At 70.4% G+C, this 19570-nt stretch carries 18 protein-coding genes and 1 tRNA gene; 6 read left to right on the plus strand and 13 right to left on the minus strand.

Going from position 1 to position 19570, the window contains the following annotated elements:
* The 4 genes from ABI385_RS08260 to ABI385_RS08275 all read right to left on the minus strand — a co-directional run.
* Window positions 1-1257 (minus strand): pitrilysin family protein (locus tag ABI385_RS08260; protein WP_348103274.1); only part of this gene is annotated, 1257 nt, incomplete at its 3' end.
* A 56-nt stretch (window positions 1258-1313) separates the two neighbouring features.
* Entirely contained in the window at window positions 1314-2696 is a 1383-nt protein-coding gene (locus ABI385_RS08265) for an NAD(P)/FAD-dependent oxidoreductase (protein WP_348103275.1), read from the minus strand.
* A gap of 283 nt (window positions 2697-2979) precedes the next feature.
* A tRNA-Met gene (locus tag ABI385_RS08270) sits at window positions 2980-3056 on the minus strand.
* Window positions 3057-3125: 69 nt separating this feature from the next.
* Window positions 3126-6152 (minus strand): UPF0182 family protein, encoded by a 3027-nt coding sequence (locus tag ABI385_RS08275; RefSeq protein WP_348103276.1) that lies wholly within the window; start codon window positions 6150-6152, stop codon window positions 3126-3128.
* Between the two features lie 210 nt (window positions 6153-6362).
* Between ABI385_RS08275 and ABI385_RS08280 the strand changes: the two genes are divergently transcribed.
* Window positions 6363-6929 carry a PPA1309 family protein gene (locus ABI385_RS08280; RefSeq protein ID WP_348103277.1) on the plus strand — a complete coding sequence of 189 codons (567 nt, stop codon included), beginning with the start codon at window positions 6363-6365 and terminating at the stop codon, window positions 6927-6929.
* 10 nt (window positions 6930-6939) lie between these two features.
* Here ABI385_RS08280 and ABI385_RS08285 read toward each other — a convergent pair whose 3' ends face one another.
* The 3 genes from ABI385_RS08285 to ABI385_RS08295 form a co-directional block, all read right to left on the minus strand.
* Window positions 6940-8067: a S16 family serine protease gene (locus ABI385_RS08285; protein ID WP_348103278.1), complete on the minus strand. Its 1128-nt coding sequence runs from the start codon at window positions 8065-8067 to the stop codon at window positions 6940-6942.
* Window positions 8064-8513, minus strand: coding sequence for a molybdenum cofactor biosynthesis protein MoaE (locus ABI385_RS08290; RefSeq protein ID WP_348103279.1), 450 nt, complete (start codon window positions 8511-8513; stop codon window positions 8064-8066). The genes ABI385_RS08285 and ABI385_RS08290 overlap by 4 nt, the downstream gene beginning before the upstream one ends.
* A 95-nt stretch (window positions 8514-8608) precedes the next feature.
* Window positions 8609-9682, minus strand: a complete 1074-nt coding sequence (locus ABI385_RS08295; protein ID WP_348103280.1) for an NAD-dependent epimerase/dehydratase family protein — start codon at window positions 9680-9682, stop codon at window positions 8609-8611.
* A 224-nt stretch (window positions 9683-9906) separates the two neighbouring features.
* Between ABI385_RS08295 and ABI385_RS08300 the strand changes: the two genes are divergently transcribed.
* Window positions 9907-11715, plus strand: a complete 1809-nt coding sequence (locus ABI385_RS08300; RefSeq protein ID WP_348103281.1) for a zinc-dependent metalloprotease — start codon at window positions 9907-9909, stop codon at window positions 11713-11715.
* Window positions 11708-12298: an NUDIX domain-containing protein gene (locus ABI385_RS08305; protein ID WP_348103282.1), complete on the plus strand. Its 591-nt coding sequence runs from the start codon at window positions 11708-11710 to the stop codon at window positions 12296-12298. Before ABI385_RS08300 ends, ABI385_RS08305 begins: the two co-directional genes overlap by 8 nt.
* A gap of 51 nt (window positions 12299-12349) precedes the next feature.
* Here the strand turns inward: ABI385_RS08305 and ABI385_RS08310 are convergent, their stop codons facing one another.
* Window positions 12350-12961, minus strand: a complete 612-nt coding sequence (locus tag ABI385_RS08310) for a M48 family metallopeptidase (protein WP_348103283.1) — start codon at window positions 12959-12961, stop codon at window positions 12350-12352.
* Window positions 12962-13149: 188 nt separating this feature from the next.
* Here ABI385_RS08310 and ABI385_RS08315 point away from each other — a divergent pair, with 188 nt between their 5' ends.
* The 3 genes from ABI385_RS08315 to ABI385_RS08325 all read left to right on the plus strand — a co-directional run bounded on the left by ABI385_RS08315 (window position 13150) and on the right by ABI385_RS08325 (window position 15875).
* Window positions 13150-13332 carry a DUF5679 domain-containing protein gene (locus ABI385_RS08315; protein WP_348103284.1) on the plus strand — a complete coding sequence of 61 codons (183 nt, stop codon included), beginning with the start codon at window positions 13150-13152 and terminating at the stop codon, window positions 13330-13332.
* A gap of 201 nt (window positions 13333-13533) precedes the next feature.
* Window positions 13534-14544 (plus strand): hypothetical protein, encoded by a 1011-nt coding sequence (locus ABI385_RS08320; protein ID WP_348103285.1) that lies wholly within the window; start codon window positions 13534-13536, stop codon window positions 14542-14544.
* Window positions 14541-15875, plus strand: coding sequence for an AarF/ABC1/UbiB kinase family protein (locus ABI385_RS08325; protein WP_348103286.1), 1335 nt, complete (start codon window positions 14541-14543; stop codon window positions 15873-15875). Before ABI385_RS08320 ends, ABI385_RS08325 begins: the two co-directional genes overlap by 4 nt.
* Before the next feature lie 75 nt (window positions 15876-15950).
* Here the strand turns inward: ABI385_RS08325 and ABI385_RS08330 are convergent, their stop codons facing one another.
* From ABI385_RS08330 to ABI385_RS08350, 5 genes are all read right to left on the minus strand, one after another.
* Window positions 15951-16520 (minus strand): HhH-GPD-type base excision DNA repair protein, encoded by a 570-nt coding sequence (locus ABI385_RS08330; protein WP_348103287.1) that lies wholly within the window; start codon window positions 16518-16520, stop codon window positions 15951-15953.
* 37 nt (window positions 16521-16557) lie between these two features.
* Window positions 16558-18096 carry an alkaline phosphatase family protein gene (locus ABI385_RS08335; RefSeq protein WP_348103288.1) on the minus strand — a complete coding sequence of 513 codons (1539 nt, stop codon included), beginning with the start codon at window positions 18094-18096 and terminating at the stop codon, window positions 16558-16560.
* A gap of 268 nt (window positions 18097-18364) precedes the next feature.
* Window positions 18365-18508, minus strand: a complete 144-nt coding sequence (locus ABI385_RS08340; protein ID WP_348103289.1) for a hypothetical protein — start codon at window positions 18506-18508, stop codon at window positions 18365-18367.
* A gap of 158 nt (window positions 18509-18666) precedes the next feature.
* Complete coding sequence (locus ABI385_RS08345) at window positions 18667-18957, minus strand: WhiB family transcriptional regulator (RefSeq protein WP_407068242.1); 291 nt, start codon at window positions 18955-18957, stop codon at window positions 18667-18669.
* A 278-nt stretch (window positions 18958-19235) separates the two neighbouring features.
* Complete coding sequence (locus tag ABI385_RS08350) at window positions 19236-19526, minus strand: hypothetical protein (RefSeq protein WP_348103291.1); 291 nt, start codon at window positions 19524-19526, stop codon at window positions 19236-19238.
* Window positions 19527-19570 lie beyond the last annotated feature (44 nt).

Here is a 19570-nt window from a genome sequence, read left to right on the forward strand (position 1 = left end):
GTAGGCGACGACGGCGCGTGCTGATGGCGTCAGCCACCTCTGCGCGACCGCCCGCACCTGCTCGGGGCTCACGGCCGCCACCCGGTCGAGGAAGGTGTTGACGTAGTGGGGGTCGTCGAGCAGCAGTGTGTAGTGGCAGATCGCGTCGGCCCGTTCGTCCATGCTGGCGAGCGCGCTCAGCCAGGCCCGCTCGGTCTCGGCGGTGGAGGCCTCCTGCTCTACGGCGGTCGGCCCCTCGACGGCGAAGCGCTCGAGCTCCTCGACGACCGCCGCCTCGACCGCGTCAGGGTCGGCACCGCCAGCGACGTCGACCGAGATCAGACCGAGCGAGACGCCGTCGACCAGACCCATGGTGTGGGCGCTCAGGCCGGTGGCCACCTGCTCCTCGCGCACGAGACGGCGCACGAGGCGCGAGGTGGCGAGACCACCGATCGCGTCCATGGCCAGGCAGCAGGCGTAGTAGTCGTCGGTGCCGTCGGGCGGCAGCCGGAAGGCGAGATAGAGGCGGTCGTTGGGCACGGCCTCGCGACGCTCGACGCGCACCGGAGCCGCCAGTGGCTCGAGGGTGTGGGGCGGCTTCGGCACCGCGTGCGAGGTCGCCGCGAGCACGCCGAAGTAGCGCTCGACCGCCGCGAACGCCTCCTCGGGCTCGACGTCACCGACGACGGTGAGCACGGTGTTGCCCGGCCCGTAGTGCATGCGGAAGAAGGCGTGCACGTCGTCGAGGCTGGCTGCGTCGAGGTCCTCCATCGACCCGATCGTCGGGTGGTGGTAGGGGTGGTCGTCCGGGAAGACGGTGGCGTAGACGTCGAGCAGCGCGCTGCCATAGGGCACGTTGTCATAGCGTTGGCGCTTCTCCTCCTTCACCACGTCGCGCTGGTTGTCGAGGTTGTCCTGCGTGAGGGCCTCGAGCAGGTGACCGTGGCGGTCGGCCTCGAGCCACAGCGCCAGCTCGAAGGCACCCTTGGGCACCGTCTCGAAGTAGTTGGTGCGGTCGAACCACGTGGTCGCGTTGAGCCGACCACCCTCGGCCATGAGCGCCGAGAAGTGCTCACCCGAGGCGACGTTGCGCGACCCCTGGAACATCAGGTGCTCGAACAGGTGCGCGAACCCGGTCCGCCCCGCCCGTTCGTGCCGGGAGCCGACGTTGACCCACAGGTTCACGGTGACGGTCGGGACCGTGTGGTCCTCGGAGACGACGACCCGCAGCCCGTTGGGCAGCGTGCGGTCGGCGATGGGGTATGCGATGTCAGCCACGCGCTGACGATAACCGACGGGTCCGAGGCTGCTGCGACGCATACCGGACGGTGGGGTCAGGGCAGGTGCGGCTGGTGGTCCGGACCGAGGCGCTCGATCGCCGCGCGCGCGAAGACCTGCTGCTCGGTGATGACGCGCTCGGCCCGGCCGCGGCCGAGGAAGGAGATCCCCCAGTGCAGCAGCGTGGTGATCCGGGACTTGAACCCGATGAGGTAAAAAAGGTGGATCACCAGCCAGGTCACCCAGGCGATGAACCCGCCGAACCGCAGCTTCCCGACACTGGCGACGGCCGAGAACCGCGACACGGTGGCCATCGAGCCCTTGTCGAAGTAGCTGAACGGCTTGTCCGCAGGCGATCCGGCCAGGCGGTGCTTGATGGTGGTGGCGACGTACTTGCCGCCCTGGATGGCGACTTGTGCCACACCCGGCAGGTTGTCGAGGGCGATCATGTCGCCGACGACGAAGATCTCGGGATGCCCGGGCACGGTCAGGTCCGGCTCGACCTGCAGTCGGCCGGCACGGTCGACCTGGGCATCGGTCTGGTCGGCGATGGCCTTGCCGAGTGGGCTGGCCTGCACACCGGCCGCCCAGACCTTGCAGATCGCCTCGATGCGGCGCACATCGCCGGCGCGGTCCTGGACCTCGATGCCCGTGGCGTCGACGTCGACGACCTTGGCGCCGAGCTGGACGTCGACACCCATCTTCTCCAGCCGACGCTGGGCGATCACGCCGAGCCGGTCACCGAAGGCCGACAGCACCTGTGAGGCTGCGTCGAGGAGGGTGATCGTCGTCATCGTCGGGTCGATGTGCCGGAAGTCGGACTTAAGGGTCCGCCGCGACAGCTCGGCGATCTGGCCGGCCATCTCCACGCCGGTCGGGCCCGCCCCGACGACGACGAACGACATCAGCCGGGCCACCTCCTGCTTGTCGCCGCGGATCGCCGCCAGCTCGGCCTGCTCGAAGCTGCCGAGGATGAGGCCGCGCAGCTCGAGGGCGTCGTCGATGTCCTTCATGCCGGGGGCGTGCTTCGCGAACTGGTCGTTCCCGAAGTAGGACTGTCCGGCGCCGGCCGCGACGACAAGGGTGTCGTAGGGCGTCACAGCGCGCCGCCCCAGGCTCTGCGACGTGACGGTCCGGGCAGCGACGTCGATCTGCGTCACCTCACCGAGCACGGTGGTCACGTTGGCCTGGCGGCGCAGGATCTCGCGCGTTGCGGGGGCGATCTCGCCCTCGGAAAGGATGCCCGTGGCCACCTGGTAGAGCAGCGGCTGGAACAGGTGGCTCGTCGTGCGCGAGATCAGCGTGATGTCGACGTCGGCCCGCTTGAGGGAACGGGTCGCGAACAACCCGCCGAACCCACTGCCGACGACGACGACGCGGTGTCTGCCGCCGGCCTTGCCGGACGGGCTGGTGGTCTGCTCGAGAGCGCTCACACTCAAGCCAACCACGGTTGACCGGGGGCTGTTCCAGTCAAGAGCCGGTCGGGGGTGCGAGATGAGTCACTGCTTCGGTGACCGGTTCACGCACCACGAAACGGCATACGGTTCGCGCAACGACCGACCCCGGAGTCGAATGTTGCGGCGGTATGCCCCGATCGGGCACCACTGATGACCCCGGAGTCGACTGTTGCGGCGCGCAGGCATCGCACCTCCCTGGGCGCAACCGGGCCGGTCACCGGCGAAGGCCCGGACCAGATGGTCCGGGCCTTCGTGCGTTTCCGAATGGTAGCGGGGGCAGGATTTGAACCTGCGACCTCCGGGTTATGAGCCCGGCGAGCTACCGAGCTGCTCCACCCCGCGTCGGTAGGTCCCAGTCTACGGATCCCCAGCGCCAGCACCAAATCGGTGAGCCGCCGGCTCGACGACGCCTCAGCCGGTGGGTGTCGCTGTCGAGGTCGCCGTCCCGCCGGGCGTCAGCGTCGCCGTTCCCGTCGGAGCGGCCTGGGTGGCGGCCAGGATGGCGGCCTTGAGGCGGGCCTGGGCCTCCCCGTACTTGGTGAAGTCACCCGACTTGAGCGCCGCGTCCGCATCGTTGAGCGCCGTCTGCGCCTCGGCGAGCGCCTTCGTGAGGGCAGGGTTGTCCCCCGTCTGGCCCGGACCCGGCGGCGGCGGCGGCGTGACCGTCGGGTTCCCGGTGGTCGGTGTCGTATCACCGGCTGTGGCGCCGGAGCTGCCGCCGAACAACGCGTCCAGGGCCCCGTTGAGGGTCGACGACCAGGCGAGCTTGTCGCCGAACGTGGCGATGACGGCCCGGTTCAGGGGGTAGGCCGAGTCGGCCTTGGCCTGCACGTAGATCGGCTCGACGTAGAGCAGACCGCCGCCGACCGGGAGGGTGAGCAGGTTGCCGAGCACGACCGTGGAGCCTTGTTGTCGCTGGATGTTGAGGAACTGCGACAGACCGAGGGAGTAGTCCGAGGACTGCACGCTGGAGGAGGCGATGTCATTCTGGACCTGCCCCGGCCCTCGGACGTTGCTGTCCTTGGGCAGCTGCAGCAGCCGCAGCTGCCCATAGCCCGCCCGTTTCTGCCCAGCCGTGGACCCCGCGTTGGAGTCGACTGCGAGGAACCCAGACAGCACCTCCCGGGTGCCGTAGGGCTTGAAGGTTGTCGTCAGCGAGAACTCCGGGGAGGTCTGGCCGGGCATGGCGATGCTCAGGTAGTAGGGCGGCTGGTCGACGCTGCGGGCGTCCTTGGTCGGGTCGGCCGGGATGTCCCACAGGTCGTTGCTGCCGAAGAAGGTGCCCGCGTCGGTGACGTGATAGCGAGCCAGGATCTTTCGCTGGACCTTGAACAGGTCCTCGGGGTAGCGCAGGTGCGCCATCAACGACGCGCTGATGTCGGACTGCGGCTGGACCGTGCCGGGGAACGCGGCCGACCAGGCCTTGAGCATCGGGTCGGTGGCGTCCCAGTTGTAGAGGTGCACGGACCCGTCGTATGCGTCGACAGTCGCCTTCACCGAGTTGCGGATGTAGTTCACCTGGCCGGCGTTGATCGCCTGGACCGAGGTCCGGGTCGTCGTGATCGAGTCCGAGGTAGCCGTGTCGATGGAGGTCAAACGCGAGTTCGGGTAGTCCGCCGTGGTCGTGTAGCCGTCGATGATCCACAGCACCCGCCCGTCGACGACGGCTGGGTAGGCGTTGCCGTCCAGCGTCAGCCAGGGCGCGGCCCGCTGGACCCGCTCGCGTGGAGTGCGGTGGTCCAGCAGCCGCGAGTCGGCGTTGACGGCGTCAGAGAGCAGGAAGTTGGCCTCGCGGTAGTCGATCGCATAGGCGATGCGGCGAGCCATGTTGCCGATCTCGACACCGCCGCGGCCGGTATACGTCGTGTTGGCCTGTCCGGCGGCCGAACCGTCGGGATAGTCGAACTCGCGCGGCGACGAGCCGGACGAGGCTCCGACGACGGAGTACTCGGGCGACTGCTCGCCGAAGTAGATCCGTGGTTCGAACTTGCCCAGGTCGCCGGCCGACGGGATGCTCTGCTCGAAGAAGACCGGCTTGCCGTCGGCGTCTTTGCGGTTGCCATAGGCAGCGACGATGCCGTAGCCGTGGGTGTAGACGGTGTGGTCGTTCAGCCAGTTGCGCTGGCCGGCGGGCACACCATCGAGGTCGAGCTCGCGAGCGGCGATGACGGTGTCGCTCAGGGTGCCCTTGACGTCGTAGCGGTCCACGTCGAGGGTGTCGGGGAACTGGTAGTAGCTCTTACCCGCCTGCAGCTGCTTGTAGGTCGCCGCCACCACATTGGGGTCCAGGATGCGGATACCGGGGACGGTCGCGGTGTCGTTGCGCAGCTGGCCTTGGGTCGCCGTAGTGGCGGCGTTGTAGGCGGTGGTCTCGATGCTGGACAGGCCGAATGCGTCACGCGTCGCGTTGATGTTGTTCTGGATGTACTGCGCCTCCAGCGACTTCTCGCTCGGCTTGACCTTGATGGACTGGACCAGTGCAGGGAAGATCCCGCCGACGACGATCGAGACGATCAGCAGGCCGACGACGCCGACGATCGGGATGCGCCAGGACTTGGTCCAGATGACGGACAGGAACATCAGGGCGCACATGACCGACGCGATCGCGAGGATCGCCTTGGTCGGCAGCACCGCGTTGGCGTCGGTGTACTGGATGCCGGTCATCAGGTCGCTGCTCTTGATGGTCAACGAGTAGCGGTCCAGCCAGTAGCTCGCGGCCCGCATCAGGACGATCGCGGCCAGCAGGACCGACAGGTGGAGCCGCGCGGCACTGGTGGTGTGCCGGTTGCGCCCCTGGAACTGCAGCCCGCCGAAGATGTAGTGGGTGAACGCGGCAAGAAGGGTGCCGATGATCAGCGCCATGCTGAAGAAGGCGACCACGAAGCTGAGCCAGGGCAGGGTGAAGACGTAGAAGCCCACGTCCAGACCGAACTGCGGGTCGGTCTTGCCGAAGTCGACGCCGTTGCGCCACAGCAGGAACGTGTCCCATTGGCCCGAGGCGCCCAGGCCGGCCAGCAGCCCGATCACCAGCGGCACCCCGAGCATCGCCACCCGCCGTAGCGGCTCGATGGCCGCCCGGTAACGCTCCAGAGCGTCCTGGTTCGTGGCGGTCGGGGCATAGATCGGCCGGGTCCGGTAGGCGATCACCATGCTCGAGCCCACGATCGCCGCCGTGATCACACCAGCGACCACGCCGAGCAGCACCTTGGCGCCGAGCTCGGTGAGGAACACCGACCGGAAACCCACGGAGTCGAACCAGAGGATGTCGGTCCAGAACTGCGCGATCAGCGACGCCACGATGGCGACAGCGACCAGCGCCACGATCGTCGTGACGAAAGGCCCTCGGCGCCTCTCCCGGGTCGCCGTGGCCGACCCGCCCGCTTCGGCCGATCCATTGCCGGAGCCCGCGTCCTCGCCCGTCCAGTCGCGATCACTCACTACATGCCTGTCTGTCGACCCGCGCCCTGCGCCCGGGGTGTGCCAAGGATACGTACCCAGCAACGACCCACCCGGCCCCCTTGTCCCCGCCGTACACAGCAGCGTTGCCGAATCGTTGTGCGGGGCTGTGAGTCAGCGGTGAACCGGTCGTGGACCAGAGGCATACGCTCCGCACAGCCACCACCCAGCCTGAATGCGGGCTGTGGCCGGATGCCCTCACACCTGCGAGAAGATGGGGAGGTGACGTCGCCCGTACGCCCCGTCTTCGATCCTTTGTCGGTCGCCGCGCTTGACGCCGAGCGGCACGTCGCCGCGGCCGGCTGGGACCAACCGCCGCGGTTGTTCGCCCTGGTGCGGACGGCCGACCTGCTGCAGCGCGAGCCCCAGCTGAGAGTGGGTCTCGGGCCGGGCGACCTGGCGCCCGGCGCCCTCACCGCGATCGAGCAGGAGGGGCTGCACCAGTCCACCGGCCTCGAGTCCGTGCTCGGCCGGATCGCCTGGCCGCCGGACGTGGACGGCTGCGCGTTCGTGGTCGAACGGGTCGTGGTTCCGCCGGACGCGGAGCGGGACCTCCCCAGCGACCCCGAGGCTGCGGTCGATGCGCTCGCCGGCCATCCCGACCGCAAGGACGTGCGGCTGCTCGCCGCGGTGCTGCGGGACGGCACGTCCGTATGCCTGCTGCGTCAGCGCGAGCACGACTCCGACGACGCGGTGGCAACCGGTCGCGACCTGGCCCCAGGGCTGGTAGCCGCGCTACGGGCGACCTTCGAGGACTGACCCGGCAGCGTCAGCAGGTCGGGAGTGAGGCGGTGTCGCCCGTACCGATCTTCTTCACCGCGGCCTCGCCCTCGTCGAAGGTCGCCACCTTGACGATCTGCAGGCCGTCCGGGACGTGGCCGCGGACCTCGGTGCAGTTGTCGGCGGGGGCGAGGAAGAATGTGGCGCCGCCCCGCTGGGCCCCCACCATCTTCTGCCGGATGCCGCCGATCGGGCCGACGGCACCGCTGTCGGCGATCGTGCCCGTCCCGGCGATGTTCTTGCCGCCGGTGAGCGAACCGTCGGTCAGCTTGTCGTAGACCCCCAGGGAGAACATCAGGCCGGCGGACGGGCCGCCGACCGCGCCAGCGTCGATGGTGACCTTGAACGGGAACTCGAAGTCGACCTTGAGCAGGACCCCGAGCACCGTGCGCCCGTCGGCGCTGGTGCCGGTCTTGGCGGCGACCGCGACCTGGGCGCCCTTGCGGTCGACCACGAGGTTGGCCGTCCCGCCCGGGGTCGTCTTCTGGATCGCGGCGCGTGCCGTTGCAGCGCTGTCGATGGCAGTGCCGCCGACCGAGACCAGGACGTCACCTGCTTGCAGCGCCGAACCAGACGCCGCGTCCGACGTCACAGACGCCACGGAGACCTTCTCCGGCACGGCGATGCCGGCCTTGCGCAGCGCGACCGCCGTCGCCTCCTGCTGGGAGTCGACCATCTCGGCGGTGTTCTCCTGCTGCACCTGGTCCTGGGTCTGCTGAGGAGGAAAGAGCGCATCGACCGGGTAGACCTCCTCGGTCGCGTCGACCCAGGCCGACAGCACCGACCAGACGTTGACGGGGTAGCCCGGTCCGCCGCTGACGCGGACCGTCGTGAAGTCGAGCGAACCGGTGGTCGGGAAGGTGGGGTGGCCGTCGATGACGATCAGCGCGCTCGCGGTGCCGTCCGCGTGCGTGGTCTGACCGAGTACGTTCGAGATCGGCCCGGGCATCATGACCGCGTAGGGGAGATGCACCAGGGTGCCGGCCACCCCGACGAGCAGCCCGAGGAACACGAATACGAGGACCGCGGCCGACCGGCGAGACACCCGGTCGGTCGCCGGCGGTGGGTCGGAACCCCGCGCCGGCGCCGGGGGGTAGGTGACCTGTCCCTCGCTCATGGCAGTCCCACCCACTCGTCGGCGCCGTCGGCAAAGGTCTGGTGCTTCCAGATCGGGACGGATGCCTTGAACTCGTCGATCAGCCGGCGGCACACGTCGAAGGCCTCACGCCGGTGCGCCGCGCTCACCGCGGCCACGACCGCGATATCTCCGACCTCGAGCCGCCCGACCCGGTGGACGACGCCCAGCCGGACGACGGTGCCCTCCTCGGCCAGCCGCTCCACGAGCTGGTTCGCGACGTCGACCGCGCTGGGATGGCAGCTGTACTCGAGCACCTCGACCGCCAGACCGTGGTCGTGGTCACGCACAAAGCCGACAAACGTCACGACGGCACCTGCCTGCGGGTCGCGTACCGCCGCGACGAGCTCGTCGAGCGACAGCGGGGTGTCCCGGATGTCGGCGAGGACGACCTGCGCCGAACGGCCGCTGCGACTGGTCGCGGTCATCGCTGCCTGCTCTCTATGGTGGTCAGCTGCTGGTTGGCTGCTGGTTGGCTGCTGGTCGGCTGCTGGTCGGCTGGACGGTGCCTCCCGGGTCGGGCTCAGTGACGCCGGGCCCGCCGGAGCAGGGCCGCCGTCGCGACGAGCGCCACACCGGCGCTCGCTGCCCCGAGCGCGGCGTCCCGTCGGTCGGGCCTGTCGAACCGGTGTCCGGGACGAGCATGCCGGTCGGCGATTGCCTCGAGCAGGACGCCGAGACACGTCTCATTGTCGTATGCCGGCTGCCAACCGTACGCGCGCAGGGTGGACGAACCGACCGCCCAAGGATGCATCACGTAGGCCAGCTCGCTCGCCGGGTTCCGCAGAACCCCGACCCGGTAGAGCTGCGCTGCCGTGGCGGTGGCGGTGGTCTCACCCACCTCGATGCGCCGCATCGCCGTGAGCTGCTCGACCTGTCCGAGGTCGAGGTGACCCTGACAACCGACGGTGGCGACCGGCATACTCGGGCCGGCCTTCAGAGTGACGACTCGTCGGACCGCCGACGCGAGGTCGTCGAGGTGGCAGAACTGCCAGGTCGGGCGAGCGCCCCGGACTGCGAGCAGCCGCGGCGCCTCGAAGTAGCGCGTCAACGCCGTGTCCACGCCCTCGCCGACGAGGACGGCAGGCCGCAGCACGGTGAACCGGACGTTGTGATGGTTGACCCGGGACTCCTCGACGAAGGCCTCGACCGCTAGCAGGTCCCCCACCGCGCCCTCATCGACCACAGCCGACAACGGCGCGTCGTCCGGCAGCGGGACGGGGTTGTCAGGCAGCGCGCCGAAGACCTCAGCCGACGTCACGACAACCACGTGGCCCACGCCGAGCGCGGCAGCGGAGACCACCAGGGCACGACCGGTACGCAGCAGAGCCGCGCGGCGGTCGGTCGGCCGGCCGTGCGCCTGGGCCTGGAGGTCGGTCCGGGCAGCGACCCAGACCAGGACATCCGACCCGGTGAGCGCGGCGGCGACCTCGGGGCTGCCGACATCGGTGAGCCGCCAGCGCACACCGGGGAGCCGGCCACGCCCACCGGCGAGCAGGCGCACCTCGGCGATAGCGTGCGAATCGGCAGCTGGCCCGCTGCCGGGAGCGGCCGCGGCCGCAGCAATCCCGGCGGCGAACAGCGAAGCGATCCGCACGGCGGGAGCACCCGGAACGGCGCCCGGCCCCGCGATCGAGACGACGAGGCCGGTGCGCGCTGGGCGAACGGGGGAACTCAGCGTGCCCTCCCCGTGGTTGTCTTGTCGTGCCGCTTCGTCGCGACCTTCGCGGCCCGGCATCTGGCGGCGCCGTCGGTTGTGCGGCGCACGCGAGGCACCATCCTCCCAGCAGCCGACGTAGCACCGCACCCAAGGAGCCACCCATGGCCGAGCGTCCCGAACCGACCGGCGAGCCCGTCGACCCCGACGAGCCCTCGACGTCGCAGGATCTCCCGGAGCCCGCTGCCTCGGACGGTCCGTTGGACCCCTGGTCCGACGCGGTGGACCGTCCTCGGATGGGCTTCTCCGGAGGTGCGTCAGGCGGTGGTTCGGACGCCGACCCGCCGAGCCCGCTCGATGACGACTCCGACGACGATGACGACGGCGACTTCGGAGAGCTGGGGGCGATGCTGCAGCAGCTGCTGGGTGGCGTGTCCGGCGGACAGGGCGGCCCCGACCTGGGCGCCCTGATCCGCCAGCTTGGGGGCTCGGGTGGACTGGGCGGCGGCGCCGGCATGCCCGACCTCGGTCAGCTGATGCGGCAGTTCGGCATGGAGCCCGGAGACAACCCCGGGGAGGCGATCGCGCAGATGTGGAAGCAGATGGGCATCGACCCGACCAACTCGTCGATGATGTCCATGCTGCAGAACCAGATGCAGCAGTTCTTCTCGGCCCAGAGCCCCGCGGACCGGATGGGGATGTCCACCGATGTCGCGCGCAAGACCGTTGCGGTGCAGGCGGATCCGACAGTCACCGCGGCGCAGCAGCGTGAGGTCGACGAGGCGGTCCGGGTCGCGCAGATGTGGGTCGACCCCGTGACTACGCTGGATGCCCCGACCGGTTCTGGACTGGCGTGGAGCCGGGCCGAGTGGGTCGAGGCGACGATGCCCACCTGGCACCGGTTGGTCGAGCCGGTCTCCGACGGCGTGACCGCAGCGATGACCGGAGCCATCGACGAGCAGTTCGGCCGGTTGCGCGAGGAGGGCCTCGGCGACGCGGTGCCCGACCTGCCCGGCATCGACGTCGGGGGCCTGCTCGAGCACCTGCAGCCCGCGCTACGCAAGCTCGCCGGCAGCGTCTTCTCGGCGCAGCTCGGTCATGGCGTCGGCGCCCTCGCGGCTGACCTGCTGAGCGCGACGGAGGTCGGACTGCCCTTGCTCGCCAGCGAGGACGTCGCGCTCCTTCCGGCCAACATCTCCGCGTTCACCGAGGGTCTCGGGGTCGACGCGTCCGAGGTACGCCTCTACCTCGCGGTCCGCGAAGGCGTTCGCGTCCGGCTGTTCAGCCAGGTCCCCTGGCTCGGTCCGCAGCTCGAGGCGGCCGTTCGCGACTACGCGCGCAACATCCGGATCGACACCGACGCGATCGAGGAGCAGGTCCGCTCGATGGACCTGCAGAACCCCGGTGCCATCCAGGAGGCCCTGCAGCACAAGCTGTTCTCCCCGACACCGACCGCTGAGCAGAAGGCCGCGCTAGGTCGTCTCGAGACCGCCCTCGCCCTCGTCGAAGGCTGGGTCGACCTCGTCACGGACCAGGCCACCGAAGGCCACCTGCCCAACGCCGCGGCGCTCGGTGAGGCGCTGCGGCGGCGGCGGATCGGCGGCCCGGCCCAGAAGACGTTCAGCGGGCTGGTCGGCCTCGAGCTCAGCACCCGCCGGCTCAAGGACGCCCGCAACCTCTGGGCTGCGTTGGAGAGCTCGGGGGGCATCGAGCTCCGCGACGCTCCGTGGGAGCACCCGGACATCGCCCCGACCGGCGACGACCTGGACGACCCGTTGGGATACGTCGAGAAGCGCCGCGCGGCCGGCACCACCGACGACCTCGACTCCGCCCTCGAGTCGCTGCTCAGCGACCCGCGGGCCGATGACTCCCCCTCCGACGCGCCACCGGACGATCCGACCGACCCCAGCGACACCACCGACCCCAGCACCACCGACCCTGGTGCGCAGGACAACCCGGGGCCGCGTGCCTGACCCCTCGTACGCGGTGGCCGACACCGGTCCACGCTCGGTCCAGGCAGTCGACGCGCAACGCGTGCTGACGGCATACCGGGCCCGCGACGCCCAGCAGGAGCTGGTGCGGCTGGACCTGCTGGCCCACCTCGCAGCGCATCCAGACGCACTGTTCAAGTCGGGTCCGCCGGCGCACTTCACCGCGAGCTGCGTGGTCCTGGACGAAGACCTGGACCAGGTGCTGCTCACCCATCACCGCAAGGCGCGGCAGTGGTACCAGCTGGGCGGTCACCTCGAGCCCGGCGACCGCGGCGTCCGTGCCGCAGCCGAGCGCGAGGCCCGGGAGGAGTCGGGGATCGACGGGCTCCGCGTCTGGTGGCAACCCGTCGACCTGGATCGGCACCGGCTGGTCGGCGCCTTCGGACGCTGCGAGGAGCACCTCGACATCCGTTATGCCGCAACGGCCCCGGCCGGATCGTCACCACAGGTCAGCGAGGAGTCCCTAGACGTGCGCTGGTGGCCGGTGGACGACCTCCCGCCGGGAAGCCGCGATGAGCTGACCCCGTTGGTTGCCGCAGCCCGAGCGGCACTGACGGCCGTCTGAGCGTCATCGCAGGCCAGATCGACTCCGAAGCTCTCGCGCAGGCGCCATGCCTCAGAACAACGTCGTAGCGCCGTCCTCGTCGTCCTCGTTCTCGTCGTCCTCGTCGTCCGCCTCGTCGTCCGCCTTGTCGTCGTCGAGCGTCAGGCCCGTTGCCGCGCCGACCCCCTCGAGAAACCCACGCGCCCGCTCGACCCGCGGGTATCCCGCGAGCAGCGTCCAGAACTGCCTGTCGTGAGCCGGACGCAGGAGGTGGGCCAGCTCGTGCAGCAGCACGTAGTCGAGGACGTAACCAGGCATCCCCTTGAGCCGGTCCGAGATCCGGATCGTCCCGTCAGCAGGGGTGCAGGAACCCCAGCGCCCCCGCTGGTTGGCCACCCACCGCACCGATGTCGCCCGAGCACGGTCGTCGAGGTAGCGCGCGGACAGGTTTGCGGCGCGCTGCGCGAGGCTGTCGTCACTCGGTCGCCGACGGCGGTCGCCGGCAGCCAGCCGACCGAGCATGGTGTCGACCCACTGCCGTTCCTCGGCCTTGGTGAACCGCGCCGGGATCAGCACGATCGTGCGACCGCCCTCGCGGTAGGCGCTGACGGTGCGCCGTCGTCGGCCGCTTCGTCGGACCTCCACCGGACCGCGGTCCGAGGCGGCTACCGGCACGTCAGGCACACTGCGACACTAGCCCGAGCGGCAGCTGGAGAGACACGGGCCGCCGCGGCCTCCGCCCGGCACCTGAGCGGCTGTCGCCGTCGTCGCTGCGTGGTTTCGTGCTCAGGGAGGACTAGGGTGAGCGATGGTCAAGCGCCACCACGAGCGCTTCAGAGCGGCTACTGACCGCCACGGACAAGGAGACACACATGGCTGACAGCACAGCAGCGGCGACGGACGAGACCTATGCAGGCGAGTTCTACTGCGTGAAGTGCAAGGCGAAGCGCGAGGCGGAGGGCAAGGTCGTGGTGAGCGAGAACGGGCGCCGGATGGCCAAGGCCGTCTGCCCCGTCTGCGGCACCAACCTCAACCGCATCCTCGGCAAGGCCTGACCGCCGGGCACAACCATCGTGAGGGCGGGACCGCATCGTCGGTCCCGCCCTCACGCATGTCCGGACCGACCTGCTGACCGGGGCCTGTGGACGAGCGGGCGGCGACCACGCTCGAATGTGCGACGGTGCTCCGACCGCCCACCGGGAACCCGTCCCAGTGACCCGTCGATCCCCGTCTCGCCCCGCCAGGAGGTCCGCCGCATGGCCGCGCGACCCAGGATCAAGGCGTCGTTCCGGCCGCTGCGTCGGGGAACGGACGCGATGCAGCTCGGGCTGAGTGCCGAGTCGGGGGCCCTCATCCTGTCTGGGCTCACGCCGGCTGAGATGACGCTGCTGGAGCGGGTAGACGGGTCGCTCAGCGAGGCCCAGCTGTATGCGTCGGCCGTCGCCGACGGGGTGGACCGGCAGCGCGTCGAGGGCCTGCTGCAGCTCCTGAGGGAATACGGGGTGCTCACGGCGACGACGCTCGACCGGGTCGAGGTCGCCCGGCTCGACTGGCTGCGGGCCGGCGACCATCCGCTCCGGCTGCTGGAGCGGAGGGGACGACATGTCGTCATAGACGGTGTGGGGAGCCTGCCCTGGGCCGTCGCGAACCTGCTTCGCTCGGGTGGGACCGGACGCGTCGACGTCGGGACGTGGGCCGCCGACCTGCTCGACGCCGACCTGCGCCGCGGCGACGGGCGCACACCGGACGTCGTGGTCCTGGTCGCCCCGGCGGCCCTGGACGCCGGCGCGGGCGACCCGTGGAGCCGCAGAGGCATACCCCACCTGCCTGTCGTCACTGATGGCGACCGGGTGGTCGTGGGTCCCCTCGTCGGCCGCGACGCGGGCCTCCCGTGCCTGCGGTGTGTCCACCTGACGCGCGCCGAGCGCGACGCCGGGTGGCCGTCGCTCGCCGCCCAGGCCGCCTTTGCGGTTCACACCGGGGCCGACGCGGCGACCGGAGGCCGCGACCCCCAGATGGACGCGGCGCTGCTGGCCCTGGCTTCCGGGGTCGTGGCGATGTTCGTCAACGCCCTCCTGGACGGGGAGCAGCTCCCTGCAGGGGTGTCCGTCGAGGCGAGCCTGCCCTGGCCGCGCCTGGACCACCGCCGCTGGGTGCGGCACCCGGCGTGCGAGGGGCACGGCTCCGGCTCACCTGACGTTCGGGGGCAGGCGCCCGGGGGGTCGACCGGCGGACTGGTTGCGTCCCGGGTGACAATGACGAGGTGAGCGACATCCCCCGCAACGCGGTGACGAGGGCGGCGAAGCTCGCGGCGTTGCCGATGGGGATCGCCGGCCGGGCGGCGTGGGGACTGGGTAAGCGAGTCGGTGGCAAGCCGGCGGAGATCGTGGCCGCCGAGATGCAGGCCCGCACGGCCGAGCAGCTGTTCAGCGTGCTCGGTCAGCTCAAGGGCGGGGCGATGAAGTTCGGCCAGGCGATGTCGATCTTCGAGTCGGCCTTCCCCGAGGAGCTCGCCGCCCCCTACCGCAGCGTGCTCACCAAGCTCCAGGACAGCGCTCCCCCGCTGCCGGCCGCGACCGTGCACTCGGTTCTCGCCGCCGAGCTCGGTCCCCGCTGGCGCCGTGGCTTCGCCGAGTTCGACGACACGCCCGTCGCGGCCGCGTCGATCGGCCAGGTCCACCGCGGCGTCTGGCGCGACGGTCGCGATGTGGCGGTCAAGATCCAGTACCCCGGGGCCGGGCCCGCCCTGCTCAGCGACATCGCGCAGATCTCCCGGGTCGCCCGGATGGCGACCATGTGGGTCCCCGGCATCGAGATCAAGCCGATCCTCGACGAGCTGCGCAGCCGGATGGCCGAGGAGCTCGACTACAACCTCGAGGCGAAGTCGCAGGAGAAGTTCGCCAAGGGCTTCGACGACGACCCCCACTTCGCCATCCCGCACGTGATCAAGTTCAGCGAGCACGTCATCGTCAGCGAATGGCTCGACGGCACGCCGCTGTCCCGGGTCATCGCCGACGGCACACCCGAGGAGCGGGACGCCGCGGCAGGCCGCTATATGGAGTTCCTGCTCGTCGGCCCCGGTCGCGTGGGGTTGCTCCATGCCGACCCCCACCCCGGAAACTTCCGGATGCTCCAAGACGGGCGCCTCGGCGTCATCGACTTCGGCGCGGTGAACCGGCTCCCAAAGGGGCTCCCACCCGAGATGGGCCAGTTCCTCACGGTCGCCATCCGCGGCGACGCCGAGGGGACGCTCGCCGGACTGCGGGAGACGGGGTTTGTCCGGCCCGGCATGGACGTCGACGCCGAGCGCCTGCTGGAGTACCTCGAGCCGTTCATCGACCCGCTACGCACCGACACGTTCCGGTTCTCCAGGCCGTGGCTGCGTGACGTGTTCGCCCACATCAACGACCCCAGGCGTCCCAACTACACCGTCGGTATGCGTCTGAACCTCCCTCCCGAGTACCTCCTGATCCACCGGGTCTGGCTCGGTGGGATCGGGGTGCTCTGCCAGATCAACGGCGAGGTGCGCGGCCGGGAGATCGTCGCCGCCCACATGCCTGGCGCCGTCCTGCCGCCGCTCGCCGACCCCGTCTCCTGAGGACATTTCTGGCTCCCGTGGTCGAGTGTTGCGGCGGAACCGGCTCAGACGCCCGTCGGCGCTGCGGGGCGAACGTCAGGCCCGCGAAGCAGCCTTCTGCTCCTTCTTGAACGCGCGGACCTTGTCGAGCGAGTCCTGGTCCACCACGTCGGCGACCGAGCGGAACGAGCCCGGCTCGGCATACGGGCCGACCGCCTCGGCCCATCCCGTGGGTCGAACCCCCAGCTGCTTGCCGACGAGCGCCGCGAAGATGCGCGCCTTCTGGTCCCCGAACCCGGGCAGCGCCTTGACCCGCGCCACGAGGTCGGCGCCGTCCGAGGCGCCGGCCCAGATCTGCTCGGCGTCCCCGTCGTAGTCGGACACGACCGCCGCCGCGACCTGCTGGACCCGTCCGGCCATGGCGCGTCCGTAACGGTGTATCGCCGGCGGTGTCGCGCAGAGAGTGGCGAAGTCCTCGGGTTCAGCGGCAGCGATGCCGGCAGGGTCGAGCGAGCCGAACCGTTCGAGGATCTTGGCCGGGCCGGCGAAGGCCCGCTCCATCGGGAACTGCTGGTCGAGCAGCATGCCGACGAGCAGAGCGAACGGGTCCGAGCCGAGGACCTCGTCGGCCGTCTCGTCCTGGGCGATGTGCAGTGACACCTTCACATGGCCAGCCTAGGACCGTCGGTTCCAGGCCGTCCGCTCAGAGCAGGTAGACGAACCCCGGCCCCTCGTCCCGGTAGGGCACGCCGAGACCGTCGAGCGCCGGTCGCCAGGAACCGGTCACCGACGGGTCGGAACCCTCGAAGCCGTGGTCGGCAGTCAGGACGAACGCCACCTCGTCGAGCACCCCGAGGCCCTCGAGCTGGTCGAGGAAGACGCCGAGCCGGGCGTCGGCCTGGCGCAGCGAGTCGCGGGCCATCTCAGAACGCGGGCCGCCGCCGTGGTGGCCCGCGTCGGTGACGACGTTCGCCCACCAGGTCAGCCGCGGCAGGCTGGTCGCGTCCGAGAACAGCTCCCGCGCCTGGGCCAGCCCGAGGTCGTCGACGCTGACGCCCCACCGGAAGTACGCGTCGGCGAGGTGGCTGCGCTGGGTCACGAACGGTGAGTCGTCGGCCGAGGGCAACCGGTCCCCCAACCCGCCCGCGCCCGATGCGGCACCGCTCGCCCGGATGACCGCCATCGTCGAGTAGTCCGCGCCGCGGTCGATGGCCTCGTCGATGCTGGCGGTGCGCGGGAACCCTTGCGGCACAACGTGGTCGGCTACCATCTCGAAAACGGTGCGCACCGCCGGGCGCAGCCACTCCGACGACCGGTGCCACGTGGTCGCGTCGTTGGGAACGACCCGCTCGGTCGTCTCGCGGTCGTAGAAGACGTTGCCCAGCACCCCGTGCCGACCCGGCCCGAGCCCGGTCAGGATCGAGGTGTGGTTGGTCAGGGTGACACTCGGGAACTGCGCGACCGCACCTCCGCGCAGCGCGACGCCACCGCCGATCAGACGGGCGACGTTCGGCAGGTCGCCGCTCTCCGCGAGGTGCAGGAGGTCGCCGCAGTGGGCACCGTCCCACAGGATGCCCACCACGGCGCGCGGCAGCTCATCGGGCAGCAGGTATGCCTGGAGCGGGCTCCCGTCGAGGGGCTCGCCCACGGCATCGCGCAGGTCCTGCGTTGGTACGCCGGCCAGCGCGGCCATGGTGGGTCCGACGTCGACCAGCCGGGCGTGGTCGTCGACATAACCGGCGGTGCGGACCCCGGCGCCGGACAGGACCAGTGGCGCCCGGGACTGGACGACGTCGAGCGATCCGTGCTCGCCCACATGGCCGTTCTCGTCGGGGAAGAAGTGCCGGGGCGTGTGGACGACGGCCAGGTCGGGGCTACGGCTCGGGTCGTCGAAGAGCGACAGGATGCGCTCGGCGGCATAAGGGTAGGCGTTGTCGCTGCTCCGCCGCGGACCCGCCTGCTCGACCTCGAGGGCATACGGGAGGAATGCCATCGGGTCCTCGTTGCTGACCGGATCGGTGCCCGCCAGCAGCTCGTGCCGGCCACCGGGGCGCAACCGGACCCGGCCGAGGTGGTTGGCGGCATGGGCCACCCGGACATCGTCGACCACCTCGACCCAGACCACGAGGTCCACGATCGCTGCCAGGTCGGCCGAGACCAATGCCTGGACGGCACGCTCGCGAGCCTCGGTCCGGGTCTCGGGTCGCGGTTCGGTTTCGGTTCGGAGTTCCGGGCCGCTCATGTCAGTGGACGCTACTAGGGAGCGGCGTAGCTCACTCGGGCACACCCGGGCACACCCGGGCGCAGCTGGGCGCAGCTGGGCGCAGCTGGGTATAGCTGGGAATACGGAAGGGCGGGGAGCTCGGCGCCTCCCCGCCCTCCGGCGGTGCTGATCCTGCTGGTCGTGCTGGTCGTGCTGGTCGTGCTGGTCGTGCTGGTCGTGCTGGTCGTGCTGATCGTGCGGTTCCGGTTGGTCCTCGTGGTGGTCGGTGTGACGGGTCACCGGCGGGTTACTCGCCGTGGTTGGCTCGACGCGATCGACGGATCTCGATCGAGATCAACCGAGCGCTGCGTCGGATGCCGGTCACCGGGCGAGGCCGGATGCGCTGCTCCACAGCCGCCTGGACGACCGAGAAGTGCAATGACTGGTACATGCTGGTTCTCCTTGCTGGTGTGGCGCAGGGCGCCACGAGTCTGCTGTCGGTCCGGGCCTGAAAACTCCGGGCCTGAAAACAGGGAGGCGTCCCGGTGATGAGGACCCGGCAGGGCCGGGCCTCGGTGCGAGCGCGAGGTCCGTTGTCACAGTCGGACATCAGGCGGCGACGTCGGTCTTGCGCGGCCGACCCCTCGGCCGCTTCCGTGCGACGACGACACCCTGGATGAACAGCTGCCCACCCCAGACCCCCCATGGCTCGGCCCGCTCCAGGGCGCCGGCCAGGCAGGCCTCGAGGGCCGGGCAGCTCCCGCAGAGCGACTTGGCGAACTCGACGTCGGCAGGGCTCTCCGCGAACCACAGCTCGGCGTCGAACTCCCGGCAGGGGATCGCCTCGCCCTGACTCTCGGCTCTGGCTTTGAGGTCGAGCAGCTCGCTGAGCTGCGTCATCTGGGTACTCATCTGTCCGGTCACCTCCCTCGTGTCCGGAGCGGTCCCGTGCTGGTGGTGCGGGGCGCTCCGCTGGTTCTGACTTCGCTGGGTCGTCGGTCTCATCGGGTGTCGCTGTGTCGGTGGGTGTTGATGCGGCTTTCGTGCGGTGGTGGTCATGTCGGTTCCTGGTGCTAGTCGTGCGTGGCCTGGTTGCGGTCCTGCTGGCGGCCGACAAAGAAAAGCCGCGGATCCCGATGTCGGGTTCCGCGGCCTGAGGTGAGACCAGTGTCTAGATGTCAGACGGGTGGTCTCGTGGTGCGGAACTGGAGTGCATCGAGGCTGGTGGTGATGAACGGGTTGGTGGTCGAGACGCCGACGGGGGCCCGGTATCCGGCGACCTGACCGAGCTGTCCGAAACCGGTAGCGGACAGAGTCGTCCCCTGAATCGCCCGGTCGACGGATGCGAGGCGGCGGATGCCCAGACGCACACGCGCGGCACGCTTGTCCGACGTGTCACAGACGTGCGGGAAGGCGCAGGTCGTCTCGACCGCGCCCTTCATCGTCATGTTCGTCTCCATCAGGGTCATCCCTCCTTCGTTTCCTCGGTGGTCCCAGCCGGCCACCTGAACCG

The organism is Lapillicoccus sp., assembly GCF_039935575.1.
In the GTDB taxonomy this organism is placed as follows: Bacteria; Actinomycetota; Actinomycetes; order Actinomycetales; family Dermatophilaceae; genus Lapillicoccus.

Excerpts from the sequence above, each read along its gene's own strand:
- ABI385_RS08280 (WP_348103277.1), top strand. The coding sequence starts at position 6,363 with ATGCCCTCACACCTGCGAGAAGATGGGGAGGTGACGTCGCCCGTACGC.
- ABI385_RS08285 (WP_348103278.1), bottom strand. The coding sequence starts at position 8,067 with ATGAGCGAGGGACAGGTCACCTACCCCCCGGCGCCGGCGCGGGGTTCC.
- ABI385_RS08290 (WP_348103279.1), bottom strand. The coding sequence starts at position 8,513 with ATGACCGCGACCAGTCGCAGCGGCCGTTCGGCGCAGGTCGTCCTCGCC.
- ABI385_RS08300 (WP_348103281.1), top strand. The coding sequence starts at position 9,907 with ATGGCCGAGCGTCCCGAACCGACCGGCGAGCCCGTCGACCCCGACGAG.
- ABI385_RS08315 (WP_348103284.1), top strand. The coding sequence starts at position 13,150 with ATGGCTGACAGCACAGCAGCGGCGACGGACGAGACCTATGCAGGCGAG.
- ABI385_RS08320 (WP_348103285.1), top strand. The coding sequence starts at position 13,534 with ATGGCCGCGCGACCCAGGATCAAGGCGTCGTTCCGGCCGCTGCGTCGG.
- ABI385_RS08335 (WP_348103288.1), bottom strand. The coding sequence starts at position 18,096 with ATGAGCGGCCCGGAACTCCGAACCGAAACCGAACCGCGACCCGAGACC.
- ABI385_RS08340 (WP_348103289.1), bottom strand. The coding sequence starts at position 18,508 with ATGTACCAGTCATTGCACTTCTCGGTCGTCCAGGCGGCTGTGGAGCAG.
- ABI385_RS08345 (WP_407068242.1), bottom strand. The coding sequence starts at position 18,957 with ATGACGCAGCTCAGCGAGCTGCTCGACCTCAAAGCCAGAGCCGAGAGT.
- ABI385_RS08350 (WP_348103291.1), bottom strand. The coding sequence starts at position 19,526 with ATGACCCTGATGGAGACGAACATGACGATGAAGGGCGCGGTCGAGACG.